Origin of the sequence: Azospirillum sp. B2RO_4 (assembly GCF_051124815.1) — a bacterium.
GTDB lineage: Bacteria > Pseudomonadota > Alphaproteobacteria > Azospirillales > Azospirillaceae > Azospirillum.
The window spans coordinates 2,611,996-2,630,000 of record NZ_CP118485.1 but is presented as its reverse complement, the minus strand read 5'-3'; the positions used below and the strand labels follow the sequence as shown (position 1 = coordinate 2,630,000).

Below are 18,005 nucleotides of genomic sequence, written 5' to 3'. Positions count from 1 at the left end.
GGGACCCTGCATGGCGGGTAGTTTGACTGGGGCGGTCGCCTCCCAAAGTGTAACGGAGGCGCGCGATGGTGGGCTCAGAGCGGTCGGAAATCGCTCGTCGAGTGCAATGGCATAAGCCCGCCTGACTGCAAGACTGACAAGTCGAGCAGAGACGAAAGTCGGCCATAGTGATCCGGTGGCTCCACGTGGACGGGCCATCGCTCAACGGATAAAAGGTACGCCGGGGATAACAGGCTGATGACTCCCAAGAGTCCATATCGACGGAGTCGTTTGGCACCTCGATGTCGGCTCATCACATCCTGGGGCTGGAGCAGGTCCCAAGGGTTCGGCTGTTCGCCGATTAAAGTGGTACGTGAGCTGGGTTTAGAACGTCGTGAGACAGTTCGGTCCCTATCTGCCGTGGGTGTCGGAGTTTTGCGAGGATCTGTCCCTAGTACGAGAGGACCGGGATGGACATACCTCTGGTGCACCGGTTGTCACGCCAGTGGCATGGCCGGGTAGCTAAGTATGGACGGGATAACCGCTGAAAGCATCTAAGCGGGAAACCCACCTCTAAACCAGAGCTCCCTTGAGAGCCGTGACAGACCATCACGTCGATAGGAGGCATGTGGACGGGCAGCAATGCTTGAAGCTAAGCCTTACTAATCGCTCGATCGGCTTGATCTCGACCCCACTAACCGCGCCATGCGCAGCAGCAAGCCTGCTCAAAACAGCAGCTTGACAGCACGCGCCGCAGTTCGATACACACTCCTCCCTCACTTGCACTGAACAAGCGAAGCTTTCGGATAAGCGTCGGTCTTGAGCCTTGGTGACCTGGTGGTCATGGCGAGGTGTCAAACACCCGATCCCATCCCGAACTCGGCCGTGAAAAGCCTCCGCGCCAATGGTACTGCGTCTTAAGACGTGGGAGAGTAGGTCGCCGCCAGGTCACTCAGGCTCAAGAGACGCTAATCCATAAGCACAAGCTTGCATCGTCACCGTCCGTCACGCCATATCAAGAACATCCGCGGGGTGGAGCAGCCCGGTAGCTCGTCAGGCTCATAACCTGAAGGCCGCAGGTTCAAATCCTGCCCCCGCAACCACCGACACTTGACGCCCCGGTTCGAAAGAGCCGGGGCGTTCGTGCGTCTGGGCCTTGCGCATCTGAGCGACGCCTTCGCAGACCGCCATGACACCGGCCAACTCGCCGTGCAGGTCGGCGTCCAACCCCGCGCTCGCAGGGGAGGGCGTGAGGACGACGCGGTCGATCATGATCCGCACCATCTCCATCGCCTCGGCGCTGTCCTCGCCGCCAGCGAGGGCCGCCTCCAGCGGTCGCGGCGCAGTGGCGCAGCAGGTGCGGGTTGATCCGCTCGTCGAGGACGGCCGGGGTTGCGCGCTAAAGGCGGCTGAAAACGCCGTTGAGGGTCATCGGCCAACCTTCGCGGGTGATCCACAGGGCATCATGGGCATGGCCTTGCAGCCGCCGCGGTCGGTGCTGGTCGAGATAGCGTGCCATGTGGGGCGCCAAGCTGGCCGGCAGCGGGAAGTTCATCGGACCGCCGCACTTGATGTCCTCGCGTTCCAGCTGGATCAGGAAGCCATCGGAGGTCGGCCGGAGATGCTGCCCCACCCGCAAACCGACCAACTTGCGGTGGCGGATGGCCCCCTACGCGGGGCCGAGGATCGAAGCAGGCCGGCGGCGAGGGTATGATCGGGAATGAGCCGCGCCAGAATTCCTGAAAGCTTCATCTTCCGTGAGAATGATGGGCATCATGACAAAGCAGGCATTACGGTCGGGTCGAGGAGGAACTCGATTGGCTCGAACCGAGTTCCGGCCTAGCGAACCCGGAAGTGTGATCCGACGGGACCATCGCCGGTCTTTGACGTCTCGTGAGGCGCGGTGGAGGGACCGGCAATTCGGTCTCTGCTCACTCCGAGATCAGTTCTTCGGGTTGGGAAATGGGTGCCGCAACGATCTGTTTGCGCCAATAGCTGAACAGCTGCACAGCCAATAGAAGTCCGCAGGCGGTCATGAATCCGGCGCTGATCGGCCGCTCGAAAAACACCATGGCGTCGCCGCGCGACAGCAGCATTGCCCGGCGAAAGTTCTCTTCCAACATCGGGCCGAGCACGAAGCCGAGGATGATCGGAGCGAGGGAAAATTCCAACTTCAGGAACACGGCACCGACGATGCCGAAAGCCGCCACTTCCGCCACGTCGAACAGGCTGTTGCGCGTGCTGTAGACACCGATGCAGATGAACAGCAGGGCCGCCGGATAGAGATACTTGAACGGAACCTGAAGCATTCGCACCCAGATGCCGATCAACGGAACATTGAGCACCACCAGCAGCACGTTGCCGATCCAGAAGCTGGCGATCAGTCCCCAGAAAATGTCCTTGTGTTCGGTGATCAACTGCGGGCCGGGCTGGATGCCCTTGAGGATCAGACCGCCGAGAAGCAACGCCATCACCGCGTCGCCGGGAATGCCGAGGGACATGGTGGGGATGAAGTCGACCTGCGTCTTCGCGTGCGCCGACGCCTCGGGACTCGCGACTCCTTCGATGGCGCCGGTGCCGAAGCGCTCGGGTGTCCTGGAAACCTTGCGCTCGAAGGCATAGGCGATGAAGGTGGTGATGGTCGGGCCGGTTCCCGGCATGGCGCCGAACAGGGTGCCGATGGCGGTGCCGCGCACCATCGGCCAGAAAGCCTGCTTCAATTCGGCGCGGGTCGGCTTCATGTCCGCCATCCGGACCTTGACCCTGACCGGCTTCGCCGACGCCCGGTTGATGGTGACCAGGAAGTCCGCCACGCCGAACAGACCCATGCAGAGCGCGGTCAATTCCATCCCGTCGCCCAGTTCGGTCAAACCGAAGGTGAGACGCTGGGTGCCCGTGATGACGTCGGTGCCGACGACGCCGCAGATCAACCCGAAAAGGGTCATGGCGATGCCCTTCAGCGGCGAACTGCGCGACATCGTCGCTCCCGCCAGCAGGCCGAGCAGCATGATCGAACAGATTTCCGTCGGCCCGAACTTGAACGCCACCTCCACCAGCAGCGGCGACAGGAAGATCATCACGATGATCCCGACCGACGCCGCGAAGAAGGAGGCCATCATCGTCACGCCCAGCGCGGCGCCGCCTCGTCCAGCCTTGGTCATCGGATAGCCGTCCAGACAGGTCACCGCGTGCGGCGGATGGCTCGGCAGGTTCAGCAGAATGGCACCGATGGCGCCGCCATACTGCGATCCGTAGAAGATCCCCGCCAGCATCAGGATTGCCGGAACCGGCGAGATGAAATAGGTGAGCGGCAGCAGGATCGAGATGGTGGTCAGGGCGCCCATGCCGGGAAGCACGCCGATCAGATTGCCGATCAGGACGCCGAACACCGACCACATCAGATTTCCGGGTTCAAGCGCAATGCTGAAGCCGTACAGCAGGTCCGTCAGGCTCTGTTCCAAGGTTTCCCCCACTTAACATTCATTGGCATCGGCCGTGTTGCGGCCGCGATGGTGCGCTGCGATCGAGGTCGGGGGCACGCCCCGGTCAGCCCCACTGGAACAGCGGCAGTTGCAGTTGCAACCCGTAATGGAAGATCACGACACCGGCCGCAGTCATTACCGCAGCAAGGCCGGCGGCTTCCTTCAGCGACGATTCGCGGTCGCCGAGCGCGGAGAGGAACACCGCGGCGAAGCTCGCCGGGACGAGGCCGCCATAGTCGCCGAGAATGACGAAGGCCAGGACACCGCCGAGGATGCAAAGCCAGCCGCGCCACTCGTTGCCATCGGACGCCACGCCATGCCCCTTCGCATGCGCCAACCCTTGTGCGGTGAGGCGGGCCGAGCCGCCGGCGGTCAGCCCGATCAGCAGCCCTACGACTGCCATCAGCCCTCCGAGCGCGAAGGGCACCAGCCCCGGTCCCATATGGCGGGGCGTTCCCAATTCATAGGAATAGCCGGCGCCCATCACGCCAAGCCCCATGGCGATGAGCAGGGCGGCGCCGATCCGGTCCTTGCAGGGCAGTTTGAGGCTTTGCATCGAATGTCTCCCTTGGATTGCGTCGGCCACCCTGGCGCGGCAGGGAAAAACCTCTGCGCCTCATCGGCTGTCCTGCCGCATGAGAGTTTGAACGGTGTCGGGATTGCGTGTCCGGCTTCGGACGAGGGGCGCTGCCGGGAGGTGGGCATCCGGTGCGACGGGTGACCCGCGGCACTCAGGTGGGCGGAGGGGCGTCACGAAGTTGGGCGCCCTCGTCCATCATTCCCGCAGTTTACTCGGCGGTGATGCCCGCTTCCTTGATGAGCGCGCCCCATTTCTTCATTTCCGCCTCAAGGTAGCGCCCGCTATCCTCCGGCGTGCCGGTGCTGACGATCAGGCCTTCCGAAACGACCCGTTCCTGGAATTCCTTGGTGTGGGCCGCTTTGGTCACCGCCTCGTTGAGGCGCGCGATTATCTCCGGCGGCGTGCGGGCGGGCACGTTCAGCGCGTACCAGCCGTCCAGTTGGAAATCGGGGACGCCCGATTCGGCGACGGTCGGGATTTCGGGAAACGCCGGAGAGCGTTCCTTCGAGGTCACGGCCAAGGCCCGCAGCTTGTGGCTGGTGACGAAGCCGCCGACCGCTCCGGCCGTGCCGAAATAGAAGTCGATGCGGCCACCGAGCAGGTCGTTGATCGCCGGGCCGGCGCCGCGGTAGGGAACATGGGTCATCTCGGTATGGCTGAGGCTCTTCAGGAGTTCGCCGGCCAGATGGGCGGATGTCCCGACGCCGTTCGACGCGAAGGTCAGCTTGCCTGGATCCGCCTTCGCCGCGGCCACGATGTCCTTGACCGACTTGTACGGGCTGTCGGGGCGGACGACCAGGATGTTGGGCGACCGCGCCACCAGCACGACGGGAGCGAAATCCTTCTCGGTGGAATAGGGCAGTTTCGGCATCAGCGCCGGATTGACCACATGGGCCAACGTCGAAACCACCGCCGTATAGCCGTCCGGATCGGACTTCGCGACATAGTCGGTTCCGATGACGGTGCCGGCGCCCGGCTTGTTGTCGACGACGACCGGCTGCCCCAGCTGTTTGGTCATCACCAGCGCCAGGGTGCGCGCCACCAGATCCGTGCCGCCGCCGGGCGAGAAGGGGACGACCAGATGGATCGGCTTCTCGGGATAGTCGGCCAAGGCGGGCGCTGTTCCCAGCGACAGGGCGACAATGCCGCCGCAAGCGGCGCGCAGTCCTGATTTCAAAAGCCTTCCGAACACGAAGGTCATCGCTTCCTCCCCAATTTTTGATGAATGCTACTGGCTGCGGAGTATACGCATGACCAACCGTATCCGCACCCCGCCGATTCCATCTGGTGGAATTGGCGAATGGAGGCGGGCGACATGAGCGTTGAAGGGTAGTGTCGTCGGGCCCGGCAAAACCCCGCCATCGACCGTCCAGTCCTAAAGAGGCAGTGGGGTTTCCGCCAGATTCTGGTCCATCGCATCAAGGATTGACGCGCGCAGGGCAAGAAGATGACCGCGCAGGCGTTCCACCACCTTTGGCAGCGGCTCCTGGGTGGAAAGGCTCATGTTCACCACATAGACGGGCAGGCCGGGGATGATCAGCGGCGTGGACAGGGCGACGACCTCCAACTGCCAAGCAGCTGCGCAATAGTCGTTTCGCTTCACGCACTCCATAGCCTCGGCGATCTGTTGTTCGAGGAGAGCGAACTTCGCCGGCCGCCGCGCCTGCAGGCGTTGAAGGAATGCCTGTCGCTGATCTTCGGACACCGCCGCCAGATAGGCGCGTCCCAGCGATGTCAGCTCGATCGGCACCCGCTGGCCCGACACCACCGTGCGCAGGGCGCTCTTGCGGTTGTAGCGGACGGAATCGAGATAGACCATCTCGTCATGGTCGGCGGTGGCAAGCCCGACATTGCACCGCAATCGATCCGACGCGCTGCGCATCATGGGCAGCGCCACCTGCAGCACCGGATTGCCCATCCGGACGGCCAGGGCGAGGCTCAGCACCGCGGCCCCCAGCCGATAGGCCCTTGCCCGCGGGTCATGGACCAGCAGCCCCGCGGTGACCAGCGTCTGGGTCAGCCGGCTGACCGTCGCCTTCGCGATGCCGGTCTTCTCGGCGATCTCGCTGTTGCCCAGCACGTCGGCGCCCGGACGGAACGCCTTGAGGATCTCCAGCCCCCGCTCCAGCGAGCGGTTCTGAGCCGGTGCGTCGAGCCGGGACGGTGTTTTGCGTGTCTTGGCTCCAGCATCCATGTCCACCCCCATCAATTCCATGGAGTGGAATTGATGGGTTGCCGGGCAGGAAGGAGCAAGAGCATAAATCGTCCGACGCGCAGAAAATCCGCCGGCCAATCGCAATCGAGCCGGCCCCCGGAATAATTAGGGCCGCCGCACCGCTCCGGGATCGCCCGGCGGGGAGCGTCGCGCTCCCATCGCAACATGTCAGGCCTGCTGGACTTCCACCGCGCCGTCAACCGCCCCCTTCTTCCGTTCGGGATACCGGAATCATGACATCCAACGCCCTGACCGACCAGCCGCTGATCGAACTGCACGTCCAATCCGGCGTTGCGACGATCCATTTCAACCGTCCGGAAAAGCGCAACGCGATGAGCGACGACATGCGCACCCAATTCATCGCCGCTCTGGAAAACGTCGCCGCCGACAAGGCCGTCAAGGCGCTGGTGATTACCGGCAACGGCAAGGGCTTCTGCGCGGGCGGCGATATTTCCGGCATGGAGCGGCGCATGCAGGCGCCGGCCGGCGAGATCGGCTTCAACGGCTGGCACCGCCAGCAGCGGGTGCATCACACGCAGTCGCTGCTGCACACCATGCCGAAGCCGACCATCGCCGCGGTCAACGGCGCCGCGTCCGGGCTGGGGGCGGACACCGCGCTGGCCTGCGACTTCATTGTGGCCGCCGAGGATGCCAGCTTCACCTGGTCCTACATCAAGCGCGGCATCATCCCGGATGGCGGCGGCATGTATTTCCTGCCCCGGCGGGTTGGGCTGGCGCGGGCCAAGGAGCTGATCTTCTCCGGCCGGAAGGTCGAGGCGGGCGAGGCGCTGCAACTCGGCATCGCCGACCGCCTCGTTTCCGCCGACCGGCTGCTGGGCGAGGCGCAGGCCTGGGCTGCCGAACTCGGCAAGGGGTCCGGCACCGCGCTGGCACTCGGCAAGGCGATCGTCAACCAGAGCTTCGAGCTGACGGCCGGTCAGGTGTTCGCCATGGGCAGCCAGGCGCAGGGCGTCTGCTACACCAGCACCGAGCACCGGGAGTCGGTCATGAGCTTCCTGTCAGGGCGCGACGAAAAGACCGCCGGCAAGGCCCCCTGAACACCTCCATCCGGAGTTTCCAGAGCATGAACGCCATTTCCCGCCTCTTCACCCCGCGCAGCGTCGCGGTGATCGGCGCCTCCGCCGATGCCGGCAAGACGGCCGGACGGCCGGTCGCCTATCTGCGCAAGCACGGGTTCACCGGCGCGATCTACCCGGTCAACCCGCGCGTCGACAACATCGGCGACCTGCGCTGCTACCCGGACATCGCCTCGCTGCCCGAAGCGCCGGACGTGGCGATGATCTGCCTGGGGGCGGAGCGCGCCAACCAGGCGGTCAGGGAACTCGCCGCGAAGGGGACCGCCGCCGCCATCGTGCTCGCCAGCGGCTATGGCGAGACCGGCGAGGCCGGACAGCGCCGCCAGAGGGAGTTGCAGGACGCCGCCGGTACAATGCGCATCCTGGGGCCGAACACCATCGGGCTGGTGAACCTGACCGACGACATCCCGCTGTCTGCCAGCGGCGCCCTGGAAATGGACCGTTTCCCGGCCGGGTCCGTCGGGCTGGTGTCGCAGAGCGGCGGCATCCTCGGCGCGCTGCTGTCGCGGGCGGCGGCACGCGGCATCGGCATGTCCAAGCTGGTCTCCACCAGCAATGAGGTCGATCTCGAACTGGCCGACTTCATCGACCATCTGGTCGATGACGAGGCGACCCGCGTCATCGCCCTCTATGTCGAGGCCGTCCGCAATCCGGACAAGTTCCGCGCCGCCTGCCTGCGCGCGGCCGAAGCGGGAAAGCCGGTGGTCGCCTTCAAGATCGGCCGGTCGGAGGCGGGCGCTCGCGCCGCCGTCTCCCACACCGGCGCGATGGCCGGCGCCGACCGCATGTATGACGCCCTGTTCCGGCAGGTCGGCGTCATCCGCGCCCAGACCTTTGCCGACTTCCTCGACATTCCGGCGGGGCTGGCGACCGGGCGGCGTCTGGCCGGCAAGCGCGTCGCCATCCTGACCTCCACCGGCGGCGCCGGCACGCTGGTGTCGGACGCGCTGGGCGTGTCCGGCTTCGAGACGCCGGCCCCCGACGAGGCGACGGCCGGGCGGCTGCGCGCCCTGCAGAGCGGCGACGAGGCGGCGCTCGACCGCAACCCCATCGACGTGACGCTGGCCGGTCTCAAGCCCGACCTGCTGCGCGGCGCCATCAACGCTTTGCTCGACAGCCCGACCTATGACGCGCTGGTCGTTATCGTCGGTTCGTCGGCGCTCGCCATGCCGGAGCTGATGGTGGGGGCGATCAAGGACTGCATGGCCAACAGCGGCAAGCCGATCCTGGCCTATGTCAGCCCGCACGCCCCCAATCTCGTCACCCTGCTGAACGAGAGCGGCGTGCCGGCCTACACCGCGCCGGAAAGCTGCGCCGCCGTGCTGGACGCGCTGCTGCGGGTTTCCGCACCGGCGGGGCAAATGGCGGCACCGGTCCAGCCCTCGGCTCCGGCCGCGCTCGACGATCTGGCGTCGGGTTCGCTGGACGAGGCGCAGGCGAAGGCGCTGTTCGCGCGCTTCGGTGTTCCGGGCGTGAGGGAGCAGGTGGTCACCACGCCGGACGAGGCAGCATCCGCAGCCGCAGAGCTGGGCGAGCGGGTGGTGCTGAAGATCCTGTCCGGCGAGATCACCCACAAGAGCGATGTCGGCGGCGTTGCGGTCGGGGTTCCCGCCGGCGCGGTGGCCGGGCGGCTGCGCGAGATGGCCGGCGAGGTGACGCTGCGGACCGGCACCACGCCGGAGCGCTTCCTGGTGCAGGAGATGGTCACCGGTGGCACCGAGATCATCCTCGGCCTCCACCGCGATCCGCTCGGCACGGCGGTTCTGCTCGGAATGGGAGGCGTCCTTGCCGAACTGTTCCAGGACACCACCCTGCGCCTCGTTCCCCCCGGCGGCTTCGGCCGCGCCGATGCGCTGGCTATGATCCGCGAATTGAAGAGCTGGCCGCTGCTCGACGGCTATCGCGGCCGGCCGAAGGCCGATGTCGATGCCCTGGCCGACGCCGTCGTCGCCTTCTCGCAACTGGCCGACCGGCTGAGCGACCGTCTGGTCGAGGCGGAGATCAACCCGGTCTTCGTGCTGCCGGCGGGGCAGGGCGTCAAGGCGGCCGACGGCGTCGCCGTGATCGGCCGCTGAGCCGGCGGCAGCAAGGATGGTGCCGGAGCTTATCGCGCGCCTCGAGCGGATGGCGGAACGGCGTGACGTCGCCTTCGCGGGCGGCACCGTCCGCTGGCACCGGTTCGGCGCCGGGCCGCCCCTGGTCCTGATCCATGGCGGGCACGGCAGCTGGATGCACTGGGCGCGCAACATCGATGCCCTGTCCGCCCGCCATACCGTTTGGACCGTCGATCTGCCGGGCTATGGCGATAGCGACCGGCCCGTCCGCCCGAATCTCGACAGCCTCGTGGACGGGCTGGTGACGACGCTGGACGGCTGCGTCGGGGTGGGGACCGAAGTCGCGATGGCCGGCTTCTCCTTCGGCGGTCTGGTAGCCGCTCATGCGGCGGCCAGACGGAGCGCGGAGGGGCGGGGAGGGGTCGCCCGTCTTGTCCTTCTGGGCTCCGCCGGCCATGGAGGCGTTCGGCGTCCCCATGGCGAGCCGATGCGCTGGAAGGACGCTGCTGGTGCGGAGCTGGCGGCGCGGATGCGGCACAATCTCGCCGTGCAGATGATCCACGATGAGGAGCGCATCGACGATCTCGCCCTCTTCATCCATACGGCGTCCTGCCGGCGAGCCCGCTTTCACAGCCGTCCCTTCTCCCGCGGCGACAGCCTGTCTGCGCAGTTGGACCGACGGAAGGGGGAGACCCTGTTCCTGTGGGGCGAGCATGACGTGACCGGCGATCCGCAGGCGCTGTCGCACCATCTGACCGAAGGCCATCCCCGTCGCCACGCCCGCATCGTCGCGAATGCCGGGCACTGGGTCCAATACGAAGCGGCCGACAGGGTCGACCGCCTCCTTCTCGACTGGCTGGACGGCGACGCGGACAGCCCCCGACTTGCGTGAGACGCAGACCATGACCGAAGCAATCCGTATCGAACGGGACGGTGACATCGCCGTCATCGTCATCGACAATCCGCCCATCAACGCCGGCTCCGCGGCGGTCCGCCAGGGCCTGCTGGCCGCCGTCGAGGAGATCGGTCGCGACGCTGCCATCCTGGCGGCGGTCGTCATCGGCGCCGGAAAGACCTTCATCACCGGCTCCGACCTGCGGGAATTCGATCTGCCTCTGCAGGAGCCGCAATTGCCGGCGGTGATCGCGGCCATCGAGACCTGCGGCAAGCCGGTGGTCGCGGCGCTGCATGGCGCGGCACTGGGCGGTGGCTTCGAACTGGCGCTCGGCTGCGACGGCCGCATCGCCCTCGCCGGAACGATGGTCGGGCTGCCGGAGGTTTCGCTCGGCATCGTTCCGGGGGCCGGCGGCACCCAGCGTCTGCCGCGGATCGTCGGCGTTCCCGCCGCCATCCGCCTGATTGCGTCGGCCGAGCGGGTGCCGGCGGCGAAAGCCCTGGCGCTCGGCATGGTGGACGAGGTGGTGGACGGCGACCTTCGCGCGGCGGCGGTGGCCTTCGCCCGCCGGCTCGACGGCCGCAAGAACCGCGTCCGCGACCGCGCCGTACCGGCGTCGGATGAGGCCGAGGTCGCCGCCGCCACGCGCGACGCGCTGAAGGCCGGTCGCAACCGTCCTGCGGCGCGCACCGCCGTCGAGACGGTGGCCGCCGCCGCCCTGCTGCCCATCGACGAGGGGCTGGCGCGGGAGCGTGCCGCTTTCCAGGAGCTGCGGATTTCGCGCGATGCCAAGGCGCTGCGCCATCTGTTCTTCGCCGAACGGGAGTCGGCGCGGCATCCCGATCTGGCCGGCTTTGCCCCGCGTCGGGTCGGGCGCATCGGCATCGTCGGCGCCGGCACCATGGGGACGGGCATCGCCATCGCGGCTCTCGACGGCGGTTTCCAGGCGGTGCTGGTCGAGCGCGACGACGCGGCGCTGGAGCGCGGCGTTCAACGCATCGCCGACCATTATGCCGGCCGGGTCGCGGCGGGTAAGCTCGACGGAGCCGTGGCGGCCGACCGCGAGGCACGGCTGACCGCCGGCACCGATTGGACTCTGCTGTCCGACGCCGATCTCATCATCGAGGCGGTGTTCGAGGATCTGGCGGTCAAGCAAGAGGTGTTCCGCCGGCTCGACGCCGTGGCGCGTCCGGGGGCGGTGCTGGCGTCCAACACCTCCTACCTCGATCTCGACGCCATCGCGGCGGTCACGGCGCGGCCCCAAGACGTCATCGGCCTGCATTTCTTCAGCCCGGCCAACGTCATGCGGCTGCTGGAGGTGGTGCGGGGCGCCGCGAGCGACGCCGACGCGCTCGCCACCGGGCTGGCTGTCGCCAAGCGCCTCGGCAAGCTGCCGGTGCTCACCGCCAACGCCTTCGGCTTCATCGGCAACCGCATCTATGCCGCCTACCGCCGCCAGTGCGAATTCATGATCGAGGAGGGCGCCTACCCAGAACAGGTGGACGCGGCGCTGGAATCCTTCGGCTTCGCCATGGGTCCTTTCGCGGTGGCGGACCTGTCCGGCCTCGACATCGCGTGGCGCATGCGGCAGGCACAGGCGGCGACCCGCGATCCCCAGGCACGCTACGTCACCGTTCCCGACTGGCTGTGCGAGGCCGGCCGGCTGGGCCGCAAGACCGGGGCCGGCTATTACCGCTACGCCGACGGCGGCAGGGGGCGGCAGCCCGACCCCGCCGTCCGCGACCTGATCGACGGTGCCAGCGCTGAAAAGGGCATCGCGCGGCGGACCCTGGACGATGACGAGATCCGGCGCCGAGCCCTGCTGGCCATGATGAACGAGGCGGCGCATCTGCTGGCCGAGGGGGTCGCTGCGCGGCCGGAGGATGTCGATCTGGTGCTCGTCAACGGCTACGGCTTTCCCCGCTGGGAGGGCGGTCCCGTCTTCCTGGCCCGCGAGCTTGGCCGCGAGGCGCTGGAGCGCGACCTCGACTGGCTGGCCGGCCTCAGCGGATCCGGCTTCACCCGTGCCGATTCCGGCCCGCTTCTCGACCTCCTTCCCGGCCAAACCGCTGGCTGACCCAATCCGCCCATCCGGAGATCCGCAATGACTTCCCACGCCTTCATCTGCGACGGCATCCGTACGCCCTTCGGCCGTTATGGCGGGGCGCTGTCGGCGGTGCGCGCCGACGATTTGGCCGCCATCCCGCTGGCCGCGCTGATGGCGCGCAACCCATCCGTCGATTGGGAGGCGGTGACCGACGTCATCCTCGGCTGCGCCAACCAGGCGGGCGAGGACAACCGCAACGTCGCGCGCATGGCGGCACTGCTCGCAGGGCTGCCGGTCGGCGTCTCCGGCTCGACCGTCAACCGGCTGTGCGGGTCGGGGCTCGATGCCGTCGGCACCGCCGCGCGGGCAATCAAAAGCGGTGAGGCGGTGTTGATGATCGCCGGCGGCGTCGAAAGCATGAGCCGCGCGCCCTTCGTGATGCCCAAGGCGGCGACCGCCTTCTCGCGCGACGCCAGCCTGCAGGACACCACCATCGGCTGGCGTTTCGTCAACGCGCTGATGCGCGAGCGCCATGGCGTCGATTCGATGCCGGAGACGGCGGAGAATGTCGCGACCGATTTCGGCATCGACCGGCTCTCCCAGGACCGCATGGCGCTCGCCTCCCAGGAGAAGGCGCTGGCGGCGCAGGCGACGGGAGTGTTCGATGCCGAGATCGTTCCGGTGCCGGTTCGCCAGAAGAAGGGCGATCCCATCCTGGTAACCCGGGACGAGCACCCCCGCGCCACCAGTCTGGAGGCGCTGGCCAGGCTGAAGGGGGTGGTGCGCCCGGACGGTACGGTCACCGCCGGCAATGCCAGCGGCGTGAACGACGGCGCCTGCGCGCTGATCCTGGCCGACGAGGGAACGGCGGCCCGCAACGGATTGACGCCGCGCGCCCGTGTTGTGGCGATGGCGGCGGCCGGCGTTCCGCCGCGCATCATGGGCATTGGACCGGCCCCGGCCACGCGCAAGGTGCTGGCGCTCGCCGGCATGGCGCTGGCGGACATCGACGTCATCGAGCTGAACGAAGCGTTCGCTGCACAGGGGCTGGCGGTCCTGCGCGACCTTGGGCTTGCCGACGACGATCCACGGGTGAATCCCAACGGCGGCGCCATCGCGCTCGGTCACCCGCTGGGCGCGTCAGGCGCACGGCTTGCCCTGACCGCCGTTCACCAGCTTCACCGGAGCGGAGGACGCTATGCGCTGTGCACCATGTGCATCGGCGTCGGCCAGGGCATCGCCGTCATTCTGGAACGGGTTTGAAACACGCGAGCGGGAGACGCCGGTGACGAAGGCATTGCACGGGCTGCGCATCATCGACACCACGCATGTGCTGGCCGGTCCCTTCGCGAGCTATCAGCTCGCGGTGCTGGGCGCCGAGGTTATCAAGGTCGAGGCGCCCGGCGATCCCGACCAGTCACGCCGGCAGGGGGCCGACCGCGCCCTCGACGCCGTCGGGCTGGGCACCGCCTATCTGGCGCAGGGGTCCGGCAAGGCGAGCCTTGCCGTCGATCTGAAGACCGAGGCCGGGCGCGTCATCCTGAAGCGCCTGATCGAAACGGCGGACGTCTTCGTCGAGAACTATCGTCCAGGCGCCTTCGAGGCGCTCGGGCTGGGATATGGCGATCTGTCCCGACTCAATCCCGGCCTGATCTACTGCTCGATCTCAGGCTTCGGACAGACGGGCCCGCGCCGCGAACAGACCGCTTATGACGGCGTCATCCAGGCCTATTCCGGCATGATGGCGATGACCGGAACATCCGAAAGCGGGCCGTTGAAATGCGGGGCACCGGTCGTCGATTATGCCACCGGCACCACGGCGGCCTTCGCCATCGCTGCGGCACTGTTCCAGCGGGAACGCAACGGTGGGCGGGGCCAGCACATCGACGTGTCGATGCACGACGTGGCCCTGATGCTGTGCAGCCCCTATGTCACCGGCCATCTGTGGAACGGCAGCAGGCCGAAGCCCAAGGGGAACCAGTATCCCTTCGCCACCATCGGCTGTTACGAGGCGTCCGACGGCCCGATCATGGTGAGCGCCTCGAACCTGCGCCAGCAGGAGCGGCTGTGGCGGGCGCTCGGCCGTGCCGACCTGATAAAACAGGACAACGCTGCGCGTCTGGATGCCTTCGCGGAGGAGCGGGCGGCGCTCGTGGATATCCTCGGCACCCGGACGGCGGCGGAGTGGGAGGTTTTTCTGACGGAGCACCGCATCCCGGCCGCCCGCGTGCGCCGTCTGGAGGAGGCGCTGGCGGACGGGCAGGCGGCGGCGCGCGGACTGCTGCACCGCCATGAGGCGCCGGGCAGCGTCCTTGACGGGCTGACGGTACCGGTCGCGGGCTTCACCATGTCCGCCAGCCCGCCCGGCCTGACCATGCCGCCGCAGCCGGTGGGCGCGCAGACCGCCGACATCCTGCATGGGTTGGGTTATGCCGACGGGGACATCGCGCGACTGCGCCGCGCCGGGGCGATCGACGATCAAGGCGGGCGCTGAAGCCGCCGCCGGAAAAAAGGGGAAAGCCGATGGACGCAGTAAAGGAGTTGGCCGCGATCGCAGCGGACTGGCGGCACCGGCCGTTGGATGCGGATGTCGAATGGGCGGCGCGGCGCGCGCTTCTGGATTGGTTCGCCACCACGCTGCCGGGCTGCGTGCAGCCACCGGCGACCTTGCTGGCCGGCGCGCTGGCGTCGCAGCGGGGCACGGGCGGCGCCTGGTGCTATGTGGATGGTCGGCCCGGCACCGCCCGGCATGCCGCTCTGATCAATGCTGTCGCCAGCCACACTGTTGAATTCGACGACATCTTCCGCGACGGCGGCTATCATCCCGGCAGCCCGACGGTCGCCGCGGCCCTGGCGCTGGCCCAGGACCGCGGGCTTCCGCTGGAGCGGTTCCACCGTGCCCTGATCGCCGGCTACGAGGTCGGCTGCCGGGTCTCGCTTGCGATCCAGCCAAGCCATTATGTCCATTGGCACATTACGTCGACGGTAGGCACCATCGGCGCCGCCGTGGCGGGTGCGGTTCTGCTGGATTGCGACGCAACGGCCATCGGCCATGCCATCGGCCTTGCCACAAGTTTTGCCGGTGGGCACCAGCAGAACCTTCAGGGCGAAGGCATGGCCAAGGCCATGCATCCCGGTCACGCCGCCGATGCGGGCCTTCTGGCGGCCTTCGCGGCGGCGGCGGGGGTAACCGCCGCTCCCGGCGCGCTCGACGGTGCAAAGGGCTACGCGGCGGCGACGAGTGACTCCACCGGCGACTGGGACGCGGCACTGGAGGGGGGTGGGCAATGGACGCCGATCACGCGCATGACGGTCAAGAACCACGGCTGTTGCGGCCACATCTTCCCGGCATTGGATGGGCTGCGTGCGATCATGGAGGCGGAGGCACTGTCCCCCGACGACATCGCGTCGATCATGGTCGAAGGCTATGCCGCCACCGCCCAGATGTGCGACCGACCCACGCCGGTTTCCGCCCAGGAAGCCCGCTTCAGCCTGCAATATTGCCTCGCCGCCCAGATGCTGACCGGCGCCGTCCGTCTGGCGGCCTTCGAACCTGAGACGCTGGCGCGGGCGGATATCCGCGCGCTGATGCAGCGGATCGCCGTCACGGAGGCGCCGGACCTGTCTGCAGCGTATCCCCGTCGCCGGATGGCCCGGCTTGCGGTGCGGTTGCACGACGGCCGGGAAATTCACCACACTCAGCATGTGCGCAAGGGTGATCCGGAAGCTCCGCTGACGAACGAGGAAATAATCCAAAAATACGAAGAGTTGGCTGCAAGCGTACTCAGTGAAAAAGAGTCAAATCGGCTCATGGATATAATTTTGAACCAAGATTTTATTCCTCGAGAAGTAAATTCCTAGAAAGAGAATAGTTTGATTTTCAATATATTGATATGCTTTCCCATTCGTTATGATGTCGCGATTATCGCTACATGACTAGCCGCGCCAAGGTGCAGAGCAGGATTTGTGGTTAGATAGGGATCGTTGGCAGCCTCAACTCTCGGTGGGTGCGTGCCCCCGCAACCAAACCAGCAAAAGGCCCGCTGAGCATATGCTCAGCGGGCCTTTTGCTGTGCGCATTTTTACTGGTGGGCGTGACTTCCGGCCGATGCGCTTGTCTAGGAAGCCAAGGGTGCCTCTTGTCGGCCCCGTCCAGGACAAGGACCGTGATGCCGGCCATGCTCGATTGCCTGATCGTCGGCGGTGGCCCCGCCGGACTGACCGCCGCCATCTATCTCGCGCGCTATCGCCGCAAGGCCCTGGTCGTGGACGAGGCGAAGAGTCGCTGCGCCTGGATTCCGACATCCCACAATCTTGCCGGGTTCACCGGCGGCATCCGCGGCACCGACCTGTTGACGCGTATCCGCGCTCAGGCCGAAAGCTACGGTGCCTGCATCGAGACGGGGTCGGTAGCGGCGCTGGAGCGGCTGCCGGACGGCCGCGGCTTTCGTGCCGGCTTGGGCGATGGTCGAGAGATCGACGCCGCATCCGTGCTGCTCGCTACCGGCGTGATCGACGGTCAGCCGCGGATGCCCCATCTCTATGAGGCGATGCAGCGCGGCCTGATCCGCGTCTGTCCGATCTGCGACGGGTACGAGGTGATCGACCGGCGCATCGCCGTCCTCGGGCACGGCGCCCAGGCCGTCGGCGAAGCCCGCTTCATCCGTACCTACAGCCCCTATGTCACCCTGTTGACGCTGGGCGAGCCGATGGCCCTGCCGGTGGAGGAGCGGGGCGAACTGGAGGCCGCCGGCATCGCGGTGATCGAAGAGCCGGTCACCGCCGTCGCCGCCGGTAAGGATCTCAGCACCCGCCTGACCCTGGACAACGGCCAAATCCTCGACTTCGACACGCTCTACTCCGCCCTCGGCATCACCGCTCGCTCAGGGCTGGCGCAGCGGCTCGGCGCCGCCATGGACGGGGACGGCCGTCTGGTCGTCGACCGGCATCAGCGCAGTTCCGTCCCCGGCTTCTATGCCGCCGGCGACGTCGTTTCCACGCTGAACCAGATCGCCGTCGCCATGGGAGAGGCCGCCATCGCCGCCACCGCCATCCACAACGACCTGCGAAATCTGGACTGACACTGCGGTCAATGAACCTCGCGTTCGACGCGGGTCAGCAGATCGGTGAAGAAGCTCACCTCCTCCGGCGCCAGGCCCAGTCTGGCATGGCGGGGAAGGAACTGGGCAACCGGCCGGCCGCTCTCCCGCCCTTGCAGCACGCCGTCCCGGACCACCAGCGACTCCCGAACCAGATCGGCCGCGGATTCGTGGCAGCGGCCGCACCGCTCCTGGAAGCGCGGTGGCGTGCCGGCCTGGGCGAGCAGCATCTCGTACATCGGCTGGACGAGGTTGTCCGGCAGATGGTGGTTGCGCAGGAAGACCGGCAGATCGTCCTTGTGATGGACTCCCTGGAGCTTTCCGTCGACCACGGTCAGGGACCGCCGGGCGAAGGGACCGGCATGGCGATGGCAATCACCGCAGGTCTGCTCCCAGAACCGGTGAAGATCGGTCGCGTCGCCAACCGATGCCGACAGAAGACCCGCGAACAGAAATGCCGCCGCGATTGCCCGTTTCATCTTGCGTCTCCCGGTGGAGTAGCAGGCTTGAAGGCGGTGATGTCAGAGTGTGCACACCCGATCCACCACCGACATCAG

General features: G+C 67.1%; 14 protein-coding genes, 1 tRNA gene and 2 rRNA genes (1 of these 17 running past the window's edge). 12 read left to right on the top strand and 5 right to left on the bottom strand.

Annotated features, from left to right (window positions below; all coding sequences use genetic code 11):
- From PWS46_RS12620 to PWS46_RS12605, 4 genes are all read left to right on the top strand, one after another.
- A 23S ribosomal RNA gene (locus PWS46_RS12620) occupies positions 1–666 on the top strand (it extends 2,079 nt beyond the left edge of the window).
- A 146-nt stretch (positions 667–812) separates the two neighbouring features.
- Positions 813–928 (top strand): 5S ribosomal RNA (gene rrf, locus PWS46_RS12615).
- 77 nt (positions 929–1,005) lie between these two features.
- Positions 1,006–1,082: transfer RNA gene (locus PWS46_RS12610), tRNA-Met, on the top strand.
- Between the two features lie 167 nt (positions 1,083–1,249).
- Positions 1,250–1,693 carry a hypothetical protein gene (locus tag PWS46_RS12605; RefSeq protein WP_434615696.1) on the top strand — a complete coding sequence of 148 codons (444 nt, stop codon included), beginning with the start codon at positions 1,250–1,252 and terminating at the stop codon, positions 1,691–1,693.
- 217 nt (positions 1,694–1,910) lie between these two features.
- On the opposite strand, the gene PWS46_RS12600 is transcribed toward PWS46_RS12605, so the two are convergent.
- The 4 genes from PWS46_RS12600 to PWS46_RS12585 form a co-directional block, all read right to left on the bottom strand.
- Positions 1,911–3,452 (bottom strand): tripartite tricarboxylate transporter permease, encoded by a 1,542-nt coding sequence (locus tag PWS46_RS12600; protein ID WP_434615693.1) that lies wholly within the window; start codon positions 3,450–3,452, stop codon positions 1,911–1,913.
- Positions 3,453–3,525: 73 nt separating this feature from the next.
- Positions 3,526–4,017: a tripartite tricarboxylate transporter TctB family protein gene (locus PWS46_RS12595; RefSeq protein ID WP_434615690.1), complete on the bottom strand. Its 492-nt coding sequence runs from the start codon at positions 4,015–4,017 to the stop codon at positions 3,526–3,528.
- Between the two features lie 232 nt (positions 4,018–4,249).
- Positions 4,250–5,242: a Bug family tripartite tricarboxylate transporter substrate binding protein gene (locus PWS46_RS12590; RefSeq protein WP_434615687.1), complete on the bottom strand. Its 993-nt coding sequence runs from the start codon at positions 5,240–5,242 to the stop codon at positions 4,250–4,252.
- Between the two features lie 174 nt (positions 5,243–5,416).
- Positions 5,417–6,235: an IclR family transcriptional regulator gene (locus tag PWS46_RS12585; protein ID WP_434619993.1), complete on the bottom strand. Its 819-nt coding sequence runs from the start codon at positions 6,233–6,235 to the stop codon at positions 5,417–5,419.
- A gap of 254 nt (positions 6,236–6,489) precedes the next feature.
- Here PWS46_RS12585 and PWS46_RS12580 point away from each other — a divergent pair, with 254 nt between their 5' ends.
- From PWS46_RS12580 to PWS46_RS12545, 8 genes are all read left to right on the top strand, one after another.
- Positions 6,490–7,314, top strand: coding sequence for an enoyl-CoA hydratase/isomerase family protein (locus PWS46_RS12580; protein WP_434615684.1), 825 nt, complete (start codon positions 6,490–6,492; stop codon positions 7,312–7,314).
- A 26-nt stretch (positions 7,315–7,340) separates the two neighbouring features.
- A complete protein-coding gene (locus PWS46_RS12575; RefSeq protein WP_434615681.1) occupies positions 7,341–9,428 on the top strand; it encodes an acetate--CoA ligase family protein in 2,088 nt (695 codons plus the stop codon).
- Between the two features lie 16 nt (positions 9,429–9,444).
- A complete protein-coding gene (locus tag PWS46_RS12570) occupies positions 9,445–10,299 on the top strand; it encodes an alpha/beta fold hydrolase (RefSeq protein WP_434615678.1) in 855 nt (284 codons plus the stop codon).
- 10 nt (positions 10,300–10,309) lie between these two features.
- Positions 10,310–12,379, top strand: a complete 2,070-nt coding sequence (locus tag PWS46_RS12565; protein WP_434615675.1) for a 3-hydroxyacyl-CoA dehydrogenase NAD-binding domain-containing protein — start codon at positions 10,310–10,312, stop codon at positions 12,377–12,379.
- A 27-nt stretch (positions 12,380–12,406) separates the two neighbouring features.
- The gene (gene pcaF, locus PWS46_RS12560; protein ID WP_434615672.1) at positions 12,407–13,612 is read left to right on the top strand and encodes a 3-oxoadipyl-CoA thiolase; all 1,206 of its coding nucleotides are present in this window, start codon (positions 12,407–12,409) and stop codon (positions 13,610–13,612) included.
- Positions 13,613–13,634: 22 nt separating this feature from the next.
- Positions 13,635–14,843: a CaiB/BaiF CoA transferase family protein gene (locus PWS46_RS12555; RefSeq protein ID WP_434615669.1), complete on the top strand. Its 1,209-nt coding sequence runs from the start codon at positions 13,635–13,637 to the stop codon at positions 14,841–14,843.
- Positions 14,844–14,872: 29 nt separating this feature from the next.
- Entirely contained in the window at positions 14,873–16,210 is a 1,338-nt protein-coding gene (locus PWS46_RS12550; RefSeq protein WP_434615666.1) for an MmgE/PrpD family protein, read from the top strand.
- A 308-nt stretch (positions 16,211–16,518) separates the two neighbouring features.
- Complete coding sequence (locus PWS46_RS12545) at positions 16,519–17,430, top strand: NAD(P)/FAD-dependent oxidoreductase (protein WP_434615663.1); 912 nt, start codon at positions 16,519–16,521, stop codon at positions 17,428–17,430.
- 8 nt (positions 17,431–17,438) lie between these two features.
- On the opposite strand, the gene PWS46_RS12540 is transcribed toward PWS46_RS12545, so the two are convergent.
- Entirely contained in the window at positions 17,439–17,927 is a 489-nt protein-coding gene (locus PWS46_RS12540; RefSeq protein WP_434615660.1) for a hypothetical protein, read from the bottom strand.
- Positions 17,928–18,005 lie beyond the last annotated feature (78 nt).